This is a genomic window from Shewanella submarina, from assembly GCF_042646185.1.
In the GTDB taxonomy this organism is placed as follows: domain Bacteria; phylum Pseudomonadota; class Gammaproteobacteria; order Enterobacterales; family Shewanellaceae; genus Shewanella; species Shewanella corallii.
This window is the reverse complement of the sequence record NZ_JBHRTD010000001.1, coordinates 239,886-252,464: the sequence shown is the minus strand read 5'-3', so window position 1 is coordinate 252,464 and position 12,579 is coordinate 239,886. Positions and strand designations below refer to the sequence as shown.

The following is a 12,579-nucleotide window of genomic DNA, read 5'->3' as shown; positions in this document are numbered from 1 at the left end:
AGACAATAACAGTAAATTTTTAATTGAACTTTGAGATTCTGACTCAGTTATCATGTAGACCTGACAACTGATAATATGGATCTCCCCTGCATGCTAGCAAGCAGCAGGGGCGGATGAGTCACCGAGTAAAGTTGTCACCTAACTCTATCAGTAATCCTCAAGAAATCTTTCACACAATCAAGGAAGTCGGGATTATTTTCAATATCCCTTAAAGGAATAGAGTTAATGAGTAATTTACTACGCTGGTTCCACCCATCGGGAGTTTTTATCCCATACATACCGCCTATTTGCTCACATCTCTTCGCAAACTCTTCGTTGGAGTTATAAATCTTTATCCTTACAGATACAGTCTCTTCACCTTCCGACTCAACCTTATTACGATTCACAACCAGATAATAAGGCCAATGGGGTGAATCAAATGCATTGTGTTTCCCATTAAAAAGACAAAAGTACTTTTCCCGAGCATCATATTCAAGTTTAGTGCTGATTGAATCTTGAAGGTATTCACCTATCAATGAGAACTCATCATATTCATGGAGCATTTCCAGTGGTTCTAGATTACTAAACCACAACTTTGCAAATAGTACCTCAATATGGTTTCCACAAACATCTGAAAAACCAAAGGAATAGAAACCATTCTTATTAGCTTCGACCACTCTATCACCATAAGAAAAATAGAGCGTAGAAATATCTTCAAGAACAGATTTATGTCTCTTAGTCATTCTCTTGATGATATTGCTAAAATCCTTGTAGTAACTATCACTCCTTTCATTCCAATTCCCAAATACAAAACTCTTTAACTCTCTAAAAATTTTTTCAACTTGAGCAGGAACAGCTTTTCGACCGATTAAATTGTCCAGAGCATTTTCAAGCCAGTCGTCATTAATCTGAATAAAAGAATCATGGCTCTCCTGACCATGTTCAAAGTCATAACTGTCGGATAAAATAAATAACCAGTCCCAATCTGGATAATTGCTTTTGCACCAATCAAAGTAACTTTTAAGCTGACTCCGACTTGCTTTAGTACCATCCTTTCTCTCGATACAAATAGCCTTTTGTGATTCCATGTCGATAAGCAAAAGGTCTATACGTTTCGATGATTCCCCAACAGAAATAGGAACCTCCGTAAGACAGCAAAACCCAGATAGGGAAGTTGCAGCGAACTTTGCGATATCCATCGCATGCTCAACTTTTATATCAGCCCCCGCTAACGAGTTCACTAAAGCACGGAGGAAATACTCGCCTTGATCGTGGCCTTCTTTAGGGTCAAGTAACCAAGCTAGTATCGCACAGGTATTCAGTTCATTTAGCCTTAGGAATTCGAATAATGAGGTTTGTTTTGCTCTGGAAGATAATTTAATAAAGTCGGGATCTGAAAGTATTGACATCAGTGCTGTCACACTGTCTTGAGTGATGTTTGTCATAGATATGCATCCTGCAAAATTAAGAACAACTCCATAAGGGGTGCATAAATTAACCAATAATCATATGTTATTCAATACCCTACAAATCAAACCACAAGTTTAACTTCAGTCCCCTGTTGCCATGCCAACGAAAACTGATTACTATTTGCACGCCTTATTAATCACCCATCAACTGTAAAGGAGAGAACATTATGAAATACACATCATCATCCTTTGCAGGTCTTGCCCGTTAAGCAGCAGAAAGCTACCCCATCATTTCAGCTTTCTTGAAAGCTGTGCCCGGTCAAATGACCAGCCAATACGTTTATCGTTTTTATCCTGTTTAAAGGAATTGGTATATGGGCAGATCCGTCCAAAAAATTACTGACTCTGTCAGCCTTATTGCGTCCAAAGGCACCTGGATTGAAGGGCTGGCGATACAACAACTTGAAACAACCGCTCAGCTTCCGGGTATGTATAAAGTCGCTGGGATGCCAGATTTGCATCCCGGTCGGGGTTACCCCATAGGCGCAGCATTCTTTGCCATAAACAAGATCTATCCAGCACTGGTCGGCAATGATATCGGCTGTGGTATGGCTCTGTGGCAAACAACTTTGGCCAGCAATCGAGTGAAGCTGGATAAGCTGGCAAAGCAACTTGGCAATGTGGAGCAGCCTTTGGATGAATGCTGGTCGGAAACTATTGCCGAACGTAAACAAGCCAAAGATATCTCAATCGATACCTATGATATGGCACTTGGCACCATAGGTGGCGGTAACCACTTTGCTGAGTTTCAGGCTATAGACACCATCTATGACGAGCAAGCTCTGGCCGAGTTGGAACTCAACCCCAAACACCTGCAACTACTGGTTCATTCAGGCTCCAGGGGACTGGGACAATCCATTCTTGTGGAACATATACGTCAGCGCGGTCATAACGGGCTTGAGCCCGATGACAGGGAGTTTAAGGAGTACCTGAAGCAGCATGACGAAGCCGTACGCTGGGCCGAACTCAACCGGGAGTTTATTGCATTGCGCTTTCTTGAAGCGGTCAAAGCAAAAGGCCACAGTGTACTGGATGTGAACCATAACCTGGTTTCCCCTAAAACACTGAATGGTGTTGAAGGCTGGCTTCACCGCAAGGGCGCGACACCTGCCGACAAAGGATATGTGGTCATACCCGGCTCAAGGGGAGACTATAGCTATCTGGTCAAGCCGGTGGCCAATCATGGAGAAGAGCGCAGTCTCTGCTCCCTGGCCCATGGCGCAGGAAGAAAATGGAAACGGGGAGATTGTCACGGACGTCTGGCTCACAAGTTCAGCCGGGAAGAGCTGTACTCAACAGCACTGGGCAGCCGGGTGATTTGTGGCAACAAAACCCTGCTCTATGATGAAGCCCCACAGGCTTATAAAAAGTGCGAAACCATCATAGGCGACATGCTTGATGCTGGCCTGATCCGCGTTGTCGCCCGCCTCAAGCCGATACTGACATTCAAAACACATGGAGACTGCGGCTCATGATTTTACTGCAATTATCTGCAGGTACGGGGCCAATGGAGTGCTGTCGTGCTGTCGCCCTGGCCTGCCACGCCATAGAGAAACAGTGTAAGACGACAGGAGTTGCTGTCGACATAGTTGAAGCCTGTGACACTGGTACTCAAGGCTGCTTTAAATCTGTGTTGCTACAGCTGGACTCAAAAGATGAATCCGCAGCCAAAGCTATAGCAAAGGAATGGCAGGGAGCCATGCAGTGGATATGTCAAAGTCAGTACAGGCCGGGGCACAAGCGTAAGAACTGGTTCTTCAGCGGGCAGATGTTTGAGATTAACGAAGCCAGAATGGACGCTGGCGTTCGCTTTCAAGCATGCAGGGCATCCGGAGCTGGTGGTCAACACGTTAACACCACTGACTCGGCTATCCGGGCAACTCACCTTGCATCGGGGATTTCAGTCAGGGTTGAGAGCGAGCGTAGCCAACATGCCAATAAACGTCGGGCCATAGCTCTGTTGTTTCAAAAGCTTGAATCACTGAAGCAGCAACAAATGACCCAAGAGGAGAAGCAGCGATGGCAGCAACATTGGGAAGTACAGAGAGGTAATCCGGTAAGGACATTCAAAGGCGAGAAGTTCTTACCCATCAAGTGACCTTAAATAATCAGCTGACTTCAGGGGCTGCCCCCATGCACGCCCCTGAATTTAATAGCTCAACTTGATGATGTACTGGCTTTCACAGCAGTTTTATCAAACCTTCTATGAAGCTGAGCGCCCAGCATCGAAGCAGGAATGGTCATCACAACAGACAGCACCACTATCCATTCATATCCGACCGCGTATTTGGATTGAACCAAATAAAAAATCACACAGCCGCTAATTGCACCCAATAACCCATAAATAAAAGGAGTTAGGTAGGTCGTCGACCTGGGCATCATAGATACATAGCCACCAGCAAAAGTTGAGATCAAACCAGCAAACATAGTTAGCCCTATGACGGATGGATTTGTCATAAACTCCTTAATTACAGAAGTTCTGTAAGTAACAAACAGGGCGATCCCTAAGCAAATAGTCACCACGAATGCCACTACCTGAGATAGCACAATACCCGCCAGAATCCCCTCTACGCTGACTTTACTTACGCTATCTGCATCAGTACCGGGGCGCTTCTCTTTATCGGCGATATCACATGGAGATAAATGGGAAGCACAATCACTGCTCTCAAGCCTCTTATCAACACGTCTGACAGCCAGTTGGTGCCCCATGACCAGAGCAGCGAAGCACAGACAATAGCAGGTTAATTCGTACCAGATTGTAGATAAGTCTCCGAGATCTGTACCAGGTTGAATCATCCTATTCGCGAGAAAAACCCCCGCTAGGACAATAAAAAGTGAGTTAATCCACCTTGCTTTAGCGACAGCCAGAGAACCAAAGTACACCCCACCTATACCGTTCAGAAAGACCCCCAACAGGAAATACATCTGCACCCAGGTATCAATAGATTCAACGTCAGCTTTGATAACAATCAGCGCAAAAGATGGATACAGAACCCCCATCGATAGATAGACCCCTAATGTCGCAGCCCATCCGACAACAATTCCTTTGAGACTAAATTCCTTAAGCATTCATATCTTCCTTGTTGGCGTATCATCCCAATATCAGGGACACCTCCCCTCATCTGCCTTCAAATTAACCCAACAGCCGAGCTGGCACTATTAGTCATACTTCTAACTTGTCATTCAAAATGTTCAGCTCTCATAGACTCAATAGGTGGTAAAACCTAAGCTCCAATAAAAAACGCCCGGTGTACCGGGCGTTTTTTCAGGTTTAGCGAGCGTTTCTTTGCTCCCTTCTGCGCTCGACTTCATCCACTATGCCGTTTTTATTTCTGTCTCTGGATTCACCATAACGAATATCCAGCAGGTCATCTGTGCCGTTGCGGTTCAGATCCGGGATAACGCCTTCGGTTTGGAAGAAGATACGGGTCTCCAGAGGACCACTGACGTACTCGCGACGCTCAGGGTCCCAGTGCTCAACATCCGGCTCGATAACGGTTGCCGTGATATAAACCCGGGTCGCAGGGAACAATCCCAGTGCACTCCCCTCTTTACAGTAATGCACTTCCGGCATTCCTATATTGGCATCAGCTTCATACTCCATACGGGCACGGGACTCTTTGTCACAATCCGGGTCATTCTCATAAATAATGTCGACGTTACGGCCATTGGCCAGATTCGCCACAGGAATAACCATGGGCTCCTCGGTGAGTTCAAACTCCTTTTGCTGCTCACGCTCCCACAAAATCGGTACATTTCTGACCGGCTCAATACCAACCCTTTCATCCCCGGCAAAGAAGAATGGCTCCTGATTACGCATCATGGACTCAACCGCAGCGGTACGAGGCAGTAACTGCACCCGCAGGTCTCTGATAATCATCGGCCGCTCCGGCTCCAGGTTACTCAATGCAATCTCAAAGTTACCATTGCTGACATTGATATCACCCACGTCATAGCTGGGGATCCTGGGTGCCAGGGTCATTAGGTTGTTGCTGGAGTCAAACAGCTGGGTATCGACCACAATCACATTCTCATCAAAGGTCGCGCCCAGATGGAAAATGCTGCCGGGCGGTACTACGCCATCAGCCCCACCACTCCAGGACTTGGGTGTGGAATAGTGCAGCTCAAATACGTTGTAGCTGGTGCCCTGATAGGTTTGTGTTCCCAGCGGGCCGGATATGGTTGGCGTATCCCATGGCGCCATAGTCCAGAGGTACACCCAGTTCATATTCAGTGAAGAGGAACTGCTGAGGATTTTGATCTTCATCGCGTGGGACGGAGCGCCGTTGGGATTCACAAAGTCCCAATTGTGCAACGTCATCGAGTTAAGCCCGACGTTATGACCAAGAATACTGTAGCTGGTGTCACTGAAATGACGGTCCACAACCCGGCCACCGCATGTCAGGCCGGTAGAGCCGGTTGCCAATATATGCGAGTTGGTGGGTGTTTCCCCCGGCAAGGCCGAAGAGTTGCCGTGGGCCAGCCCATAATTGTGCCCGGCTTCATGGCTGGTCGTGCCGCCAATGGCGTAAGCCCAACGTCCCAGTGTTGAGTTGGTCCCCGACAGCGCCGAAGCGCAAGATGCCGCAAATGCCTGACTGAATACCCGGCCATGATCCTGCGGGTCGTTATCATTGGTATCCACGGCTGTGGCAATACCAAACAGGCCAGCATTCCAACTGGAAGTATCTGAGCCAATGGCCACCACCTGCCATCTGGGCTCAGGCATGGCTGGCAGTGTTGTCACGGGGCGCACATCAACACTGAACTCACAGTAATCGTTCACCACAACCTGAGTAACCTCGTCCCTCAATTGTGCCGTGGTGCCTATGGTTCCGTCTAAATCTGACACATCAAACGGTTGTGCCGGTGTCACTCCATAACCAGGTTGAAAATTGGGGAAAAGGTTATCCACCACTGTTGGGTAATACAGGTACAAATTGCTGTTCTTGGGACTCGCCAGAGCTGACCCCGGACAATCTGTTGCGTGGGCCTTTTCGGGGAACAGGCAGGTTATTGCCATCGCAGCCATTGTCAGCGCTGACGCGGCCTTCCAGTTTCTATTGAGACTTCTGAGTTTCATAACATCTCCTCCATGCTGTCGTACAGCCAACAACCTCAACCTGACATCGACCTGATACTGCAAATCATCTTGCCGATAAGGCCTGGGGCTGTTGCTGCTCAAATTGCTCGTCAAAGCAATTGCCAGCATGCAAAAGCCATGGGCAAATCCCATACATCTGATAAGGGCAAAACTGGGGGATCCTGGGAAAAAATGGGGACAGCAAACAGATAAGGCATCTATAAAACAGGGACTTAAAATAATCACAATAAAGATACGACACGAACGCGAACATAACTCCACAGCAGCAAATTAAGGTCGCCAGGCGTGTGATTTACCTGAGATGTCACATATCCCAATCGCCCGGTATCCAGCGTCTATACTGAAAATAAAACTGCGTAGAGTTCTTGAGGAGCGGCCAGTGATCAACGACGCGACATGCCAATCAGACAATGTGGAGCTGGACAGAACCCAGTGCGAACAACTCAGAGTCAAAGAAGTTGAACACTATATGGCTGTCGTCCAACAAAACGATTCGAGTTTGACCGCCCTTTCAACATTGCTGGCAAGTCTTTGCAAAGTCCCCTTCTCCGGTGTCAGCCTGGTCGACAGTAACCATATATGGATTAAAGCGCACCACGGTATCGAAGCCTCCTGCCTGCCCAGAGAAGGGGCTTTTTGTGCCAAAGCCATTGACTGCAATCAAGATCTGTTTGCCGTGCCCAATACCCTTGTCGACCCGCACTTTAAAACCAATCCTCTGGTACAGGATGCCCCCAACATTCGGTTTTATGCCGCAGCACCTTTTTACGGCAAACAGGGTTTTGCCATTGGCACCCTGTGGATCATGGATACCAAGCCTGTTGAGCTGACTGAAGACATGGAGACCATACTCAAGAGTATGAGCGCCTATGTAGCCCAGTTCCTCGGTGACATCTATAACTGCGAAGTGACTCACCTGCCCAACCGCACCAGTTTCATCCGCCGATTGCAGGGCCTGATGAACCAAAAATCAGAGAAAGTGTCAGTCGGCTCCATTCATGTGCAAAGGCTAAGGCATGTGACCAATATTTATGGGGCAGACTTCCGGGACGAACTGCTGGAGATCATCTCCAAACGGATTATTGACTGGAATAACTCACGCTGGTTACTGGCTCACTTCGGTCGGGGTAATTTCTTTTTCGCCAGCTTTGGTAAAGACAGTCGTGCGGATGTCTCCAACCTGCTATCGATACTCTCTGTACCTGTTACGCTATCAGGCATCACCATCTCTACCACGGTTAACATTGGGGTCGCTTCTGCCTACTCCAATGAAGCAAATGCTGCCGCACTAACGGATATGGCCGAGCTTGCCTCAACCAAGAAGAAGCGCAGTGGCGTGGCAAATGTGCATTTTCAGGATGGTCTGACACCCAATCAGCAGATGGCCATGGATATCAGAGCCTCCCTGCATCAAGATGAAAGCGACAACTATCTCACCCCTTATTACCAACCTCAGATAGATATGAGCAGCGGGGAAATCGTCGGTTTTGAGGCACTGCTTCGCTGGCATAACTCCCACTTCCAGAACACCGCAGTTTGGCAGGTGCTAAAGCTGGTTGAAGACATGGGAATGACACCTGTACTGGATATCCTGATGTTTAGAAAAGTGTGTGAAGATATCGCCACCTGGAAAAGTCAGGGCCTTAAGGTTCCAAGAATCTCGACCAATATCTCCCGCACTACACTGCTGACGGAACACCTTGAAAGTGAAATGGCTGAGATCCTTCATAGCACTGGAATAACTGCAGACGAAATAGAGTTGGAGATCACTGAAGATGGTTTGCCCCTTGATGACAAAATACTATCCAAACACATCAGTTCATTGAGGCATTTTGGTTTCAACATCGCCATTGATGACTTTGGCACAGGCACTTCCAATATTGGCACCATTGCCAATATCGACTGCCATCTGCTGAAGGTCGATCGTCAGTTTGTTCACGGCGTATCGCTGAACGAACATGTGGCTGCGCTGCTGCGCTTAATCAAGGGTACCGCTGACTCAATGAATCTTCCGCTTCTGGTTGAAGGGGTGGAGTCTCAGGACGATCTGGATTGGCTGAGTGATATGGGAATAGACCTTATCCAGGGCTGGTACTTCGCCAAGGCGATGCCTGCCCGGTTAATACCTGACACCCTGACCCAAATGGCACAAGGCAATCCAGGCACCAGCCGCAACAGTAAAGCCGAACACCTGCGCTGCGTACTGGCACAAATCTGCCGCGGAGAGATTTTGAATTAGTTGGGCTCAGCCAGGCTTATTCAGGATAGATAACCTGCCAGTAGTCTGAATCAGCAAATTTGGCATTGGGTGAAAAGGCCGACGGCTTTCTCAATTCACCCTGAAATACATAGGTTATTGAGTCATCAGGAATGGGGTAGATTGGTGTCCCTGAACCGCATTTGAACCAATATCCTTTAAGCAGGCTCCTGTCTGGTTGGACAATTGAAAGTGTCTTCACTGGACTGAAAGCTGGACTCTGCCCTTTAAATAATAACTCTGACTTCTGCTCAACATGTTGGGCAAGTTGCTTATCAAAAGCTAACGCTTCGACTTCATCAAAACCAGTTGCTGCAATAGCCGAGCAATACCATCCAAGCGTCCCATATAGCAGAGCACCTAGTTGAAATCTCATAACAGTTCCCTTGCGAAAATGATGACAACCAAACTACCCTACCCAGGTGCTCACTGCTATTACCCAAACTTCTATCCAATCAATGGCATTGAGCGTTACTCACAACCGGGTCAGCAGCTGTTTTGCCTTGTCTCTGTCCATACAGCTTTGCATTGGCTTACGGTGGAACGATTTGGCACTGACCTCCCGTTTTTCGCCCTCGAAGCTGCCATCGGGCAGCATTACGGTCACCCGGCATTCAACCCTGTTGCCCAGTTCGCTGTATATCAGCTCAACCCGCTGCGCCCGCATAATTAAGTTTTTATACGGATAGCCTTCATCGGTATCCAACCGTTCGATGGGCAGTGAGTTATCAGCCAATAGTGGGAATGACAAAACAAACAACATAAAAGCAAACAGTCTCATGGCGTATCACTCCTTTCTCTGTAATCAACAGCAATGAGTGTTGCGCCGTTTGCTTAACCCTGACAAACGCTTTAAATTTAACCACAGGTAAGAAAATCTTAAGTATGTTATGAAGCTTCCTCCGCTCAAAAGCCTGCTCTACTTTAAGCACGTCGCCCAAAGCGGCAGCCTGAAAACGGCGGCCCAACAGCTTTATGTCACCCAGGCAGCCGTCAGTCAGCAAATTAAATCACTGGAGCAACACCTGGGCTGTCAGCTATTCCTGCGTAAAGTGCGCCAGATAGAACTTACCCCGGAAGGAAAACAACTACTCCCCTATGTAGTGAGCGGAATTGGCAGCCTGGAGCAAGGTGTTGCCAGTTTCCAGCAGGACCCCAGGCCCAACGTCCTTAACCTGTCGGTACTCAGCTCCTTCGCTCACTGTTGGTTGATGCCCAGATTGAGTGACTTTCAGAAGCACCACCCGGATATAAAGATCCGGCTGGAACCCAGCGATAGTCTGGTGCAGTTCGATATAGGAGATACAGATTTGGGGATCCGTTTTGGCTACGGCGATTACCCCAACTTGAACAGCGAATGCCTGTCAGGAGACAGCATACTGCTGGCCTGTAAACCCGGCACCATAGATACCAGCAAGCCGCTGAGAGAGCAGCTAATCAGGCAGAAGTTGATTATGGATGTTTGCCCCGACGCAGAACGCGCCTGGCAGGCCCTGTTCGACCATCATGAGATCGCTCAGCAAGATATCCCCGAGTTTCTGTCTATCGATAACGCTGCTCTGGTTGTGCAGGCCACCCAGGCAGGACAAGGGATCGCCATGCTGCGCCGCCAGCTTATCGCCCCTCTGATTGAACTGGGACAACTTGAACAGATCACCGACTTTGAGATCACTTGCCAGTTCAGATACTTCCTCGTCGCGCCCGAAAGCCATTTCCGCTGGCCCAAGGTGGAGCACTTCCGTCGTTGGCTGATGGAGCAAATGAGCACCAATGTGAGTTAAGCCTCAACTTCTCACTCCCTCCACCGATAAACCTTGCTATATATACGGTTCAACTCTAAATCCCATCACAGCCCAATTTCCGTTTTCTTGAGTGAAACTGACCCTTACAAGAGCTTTTCTATTGTTCTTGTATGCTTGTACATAATAGAGAGATACCGATTCTGGGAAATCATCAAACTCTTCATAGTATTGTGCACGAACAAAGTCGGTAGAAATCGGAGAACCATAATCTGACGACAGGCCCTTAATCACAGCAGTGAGTTGCTCTGCCGTAACAGTCTCTCTTAGTAAATTAGCGCCGGTAGACAAGATATCTTCTGCTGAGCCACCAAACAATGAGCTTGCCCAGGCTTGGCCTTTGGGAGACAAGTTAGTGAATAGTTCTTCTTTTGACGCGTGAAAATCAGCCAGCTTTGGAATAAATGTTTCAAAGTCTGACTTTAAAGAATCAATATTTGATTCAACAGCGGACACTTTCATACTGTAAGTTACTCGGTAACTGGGCTTACCATCTGAAGACCGTACAAAGTATCCCAACTTAATCCCCTGAGATGTCGCCTCATTAAAGCTCGGTACCTTATGAGCTATATATCGGGGATCGTAATAAACCAAATCTTCGGCCAACTTTACATTCTTAGAGGTATCCGAATACGTCTCAATATCTATTGCCTGAATCTCAGTGACATCAAAACTACATCCGGACAGCGCGAAAATGACCGCGAACCAAGTCCCAACTATATATTTCAATTGCTGCTCCTTCCTTGTTTAACCATAACTCATTGCCCAACATCATTCAGACAACGATGAATGGCTATGCTCTGTGGTTACTGGTTGTATTCAACCAACATTGCCAGTGTCTCAGGAACCCTTTGCTCGAAGCTCAAACGGGCCACCGCCTCGTCAGACTTTCCCGGTGATGCCTTATAAATCACGTTTGAGCTCACCAGAATATCTTCAATGGTTTCCAGCTTAAATATCGTCTTGTCTTTGTTGACGTAATAAGTGGTTGGAAACTCAGTTGCCCGCAATCCACTGATGATATATCCGAGTCCTGGCTCCAGAGCCTCAACTCGCTCTTTGTCAAAGTAAACAAGCTTAGCCTGTTTGCTATATTCAAACGGCGTGCACTCTTCTACTGACTTGGCCCGATAGAGTTTGGAGGAACACATCCTGGGGATTTCCTGGGCCCGATTAACGACAAATATAAAGTCTATTTTGTCGCTGTATTGCGGCACCATCTCATTTAAATATTCCCTTTCAAATGTTGAGGCACTGTGTTCATTTGAAAGCACCTGAATAACCAACGGCTTTTCAATGCTACTCAGGGAAATCTGACGGTTGTCACCGTCAACAAAAGAGATTGCCGGCAATGTTTGCTGCGCCAGACGGTTATCCAGACAAGTTCTGACTGGGTTCTTAAAGAACAATACCGTGCCACTCGAACTCGTCGCTTCGTGAGCGGCTTCCAGGCACTCTGTAATCCTCTTCGAATACTCAGGCTCATTGCTGTTTCCACAACCTGCGAGTACAGTCACCCAGGACAAAGCAAACAGACTGCTGGCGGTGATCTTGTTCATTCCCTTCTCCATCTGGTTCACTGCATCAGTCGGTTCCATGCCAAACCGGTTCTGGCAGTGATAAGCGTTTGTCGTTGTGATTGGAACTCCAGCTTGAAGCAACATCCACAGAAATGCCACTGTCACCGTTTATAGGCATAGTTCAGATAAGTGTTGGATTTGCAGAAGTAACCGCAGATATACCCGCAGAGGCCCCCCTCTCAAATGCGGACTGAATATCAGCTTCGGAAGAGTCGCCCGCATTGGTCGCCACATAAACTGTATGACTTCTGAATAACCCCCCGGGCAGTTCTACTGGACCGTTTACAGCCGAATAATACCAATTTCCGATCTTATGTAGCCCAACGACTGATTTTGCATTTTTGAATTAGCCTGAAAGTCGCCTGAAAACCTGTTTCACAGGATGGCAAAA

The 12,579-nt window shown here is 47.6% G+C and carries 11 protein-coding genes; 4 read left to right on the top strand and 7 right to left on the bottom strand.

Annotated elements, in window-relative coordinates; translation table 11 throughout:
* Nucleotides 1-134: 134 nt before the first annotated feature.
* A complete protein-coding gene (locus tag ACFOE0_RS01160; protein ID WP_248936583.1) occupies nucleotides 135-1,424 on the bottom strand; it encodes a PD-(D/E)XK nuclease family protein in 1,290 nt (429 codons plus the stop codon).
* Between the two features lie 338 nt (nucleotides 1,425-1,762).
* On the opposite strand from ACFOE0_RS01160, the gene ACFOE0_RS01155 reads away from it, so the two are divergent.
* Both ACFOE0_RS01155 and prfH read left to right on the top strand, forming a co-directional pair.
* Nucleotides 1,763-2,923: an RNA ligase RtcB family protein gene (locus tag ACFOE0_RS01155; protein WP_248936582.1), complete on the top strand. Its 1,161-nt coding sequence runs from the start codon at nucleotides 1,763-1,765 to the stop codon at nucleotides 2,921-2,923.
* Nucleotides 2,920-3,546 carry a peptide chain release factor H gene (gene prfH / locus ACFOE0_RS01150; protein ID WP_248936581.1) on the top strand — a complete coding sequence of 209 codons (627 nt, stop codon included), beginning with the start codon at nucleotides 2,920-2,922 and terminating at the stop codon, nucleotides 3,544-3,546. The genes ACFOE0_RS01155 and prfH overlap by 4 nt, the downstream gene beginning before the upstream one ends.
* 59 nt (nucleotides 3,547-3,605) lie before the next feature.
* Here prfH and ACFOE0_RS01145 read toward each other — a convergent pair whose 3' ends face one another.
* Both ACFOE0_RS01145 and ACFOE0_RS01140 read right to left on the bottom strand, forming a co-directional pair.
* Nucleotides 3,606-4,517 (bottom strand): hypothetical protein, encoded by a 912-nt coding sequence (locus ACFOE0_RS01145; protein ID WP_248936580.1) that lies wholly within the window; start codon nucleotides 4,515-4,517, stop codon nucleotides 3,606-3,608.
* Nucleotides 4,518-4,719: 202 nt separating this feature from the next.
* Nucleotides 4,720-6,531, bottom strand: coding sequence for a hypothetical protein (locus tag ACFOE0_RS01140; RefSeq protein WP_248936579.1), 1,812 nt, complete (start codon nucleotides 6,529-6,531; stop codon nucleotides 4,720-4,722).
* Between the two features lie 400 nt (nucleotides 6,532-6,931).
* Here ACFOE0_RS01140 and ACFOE0_RS01135 point away from each other — a divergent pair, with 400 nt between their 5' ends.
* Complete coding sequence (locus tag ACFOE0_RS01135) at nucleotides 6,932-8,791, top strand: sensor domain-containing diguanylate cyclase (protein WP_248936578.1); 1,860 nt, start codon at nucleotides 6,932-6,934, stop codon at nucleotides 8,789-8,791.
* A gap of 16 nt (nucleotides 8,792-8,807) precedes the next feature.
* On the opposite strand, the gene ACFOE0_RS01130 is transcribed toward ACFOE0_RS01135, so the two are convergent.
* Together ACFOE0_RS01130 and ACFOE0_RS01125 are read right to left on the bottom strand one after the other, a co-directional pair.
* Nucleotides 8,808-9,185 (bottom strand): hypothetical protein, encoded by a 378-nt coding sequence (locus tag ACFOE0_RS01130; protein WP_248936577.1) that lies wholly within the window; start codon nucleotides 9,183-9,185, stop codon nucleotides 8,808-8,810.
* A 99-nt stretch (nucleotides 9,186-9,284) separates the two neighbouring features.
* Nucleotides 9,285-9,590 carry a hypothetical protein gene (locus ACFOE0_RS01125; RefSeq protein WP_248936576.1) on the bottom strand — a complete coding sequence of 102 codons (306 nt, stop codon included), beginning with the start codon at nucleotides 9,588-9,590 and terminating at the stop codon, nucleotides 9,285-9,287.
* A gap of 109 nt (nucleotides 9,591-9,699) precedes the next feature.
* On the opposite strand from ACFOE0_RS01125, the gene ACFOE0_RS01120 reads away from it, so the two are divergent.
* Nucleotides 9,700-10,590 carry a LysR substrate-binding domain-containing protein gene (locus ACFOE0_RS01120; RefSeq protein ID WP_248936575.1) on the top strand — a complete coding sequence of 297 codons (891 nt, stop codon included), beginning with the start codon at nucleotides 9,700-9,702 and terminating at the stop codon, nucleotides 10,588-10,590.
* 36 nt (nucleotides 10,591-10,626) lie between these two features.
* On the opposite strand, the gene ACFOE0_RS01115 is transcribed toward ACFOE0_RS01120, so the two are convergent.
* Nucleotides 10,627-11,337, bottom strand: a complete 711-nt coding sequence (locus ACFOE0_RS01115) for a DUF4019 domain-containing protein (RefSeq protein WP_248936574.1) — start codon at nucleotides 11,335-11,337, stop codon at nucleotides 10,627-10,629.
* A gap of 77 nt (nucleotides 11,338-11,414) precedes the next feature.
* Nucleotides 11,415-12,167, bottom strand: coding sequence for a hypothetical protein (locus ACFOE0_RS01110; RefSeq protein WP_248936573.1), 753 nt, complete (start codon nucleotides 12,165-12,167; stop codon nucleotides 11,415-11,417).
* Between the last annotated feature and the right edge of the window lie 412 nt (nucleotides 12,168-12,579).

Excerpts from the sequence above, each read along its gene's own strand:
- ACFOE0_RS01160 (WP_248936583.1), bottom strand. The coding sequence starts at position 1,424 with ATGACAAACATCACTCAAGACAGTGTGACAGCACTGATGTCAATACTT.
- ACFOE0_RS01155 (WP_248936582.1), top strand. The coding sequence starts at position 1,763 with ATGGGCAGATCCGTCCAAAAAATTACTGACTCTGTCAGCCTTATTGCG.
- prfH (WP_248936581.1), top strand. The coding sequence starts at position 2,920 with ATGATTTTACTGCAATTATCTGCAGGTACGGGGCCAATGGAGTGCTGT.
- ACFOE0_RS01145 (WP_248936580.1), bottom strand. The coding sequence starts at position 4,517 with ATGCTTAAGGAATTTAGTCTCAAAGGAATTGTTGTCGGATGGGCTGCG.
- ACFOE0_RS01140 (WP_248936579.1), bottom strand. The coding sequence starts at position 6,531 with ATGAAACTCAGAAGTCTCAATAGAAACTGGAAGGCCGCGTCAGCGCTG.
- ACFOE0_RS01130 (WP_248936577.1), bottom strand. The coding sequence starts at position 9,185 with ATGAGATTTCAACTAGGTGCTCTGCTATATGGGACGCTTGGATGGTAT.
- ACFOE0_RS01125 (WP_248936576.1), bottom strand. The coding sequence starts at position 9,590 with ATGAGACTGTTTGCTTTTATGTTGTTTGTTTTGTCATTCCCACTATTG.
- ACFOE0_RS01120 (WP_248936575.1), top strand. The coding sequence starts at position 9,700 with ATGAAGCTTCCTCCGCTCAAAAGCCTGCTCTACTTTAAGCACGTCGCC.
- ACFOE0_RS01110 (WP_248936573.1), bottom strand. The coding sequence starts at position 12,167 with ATGAACAAGATCACCGCCAGCAGTCTGTTTGCTTTGTCCTGGGTGACT.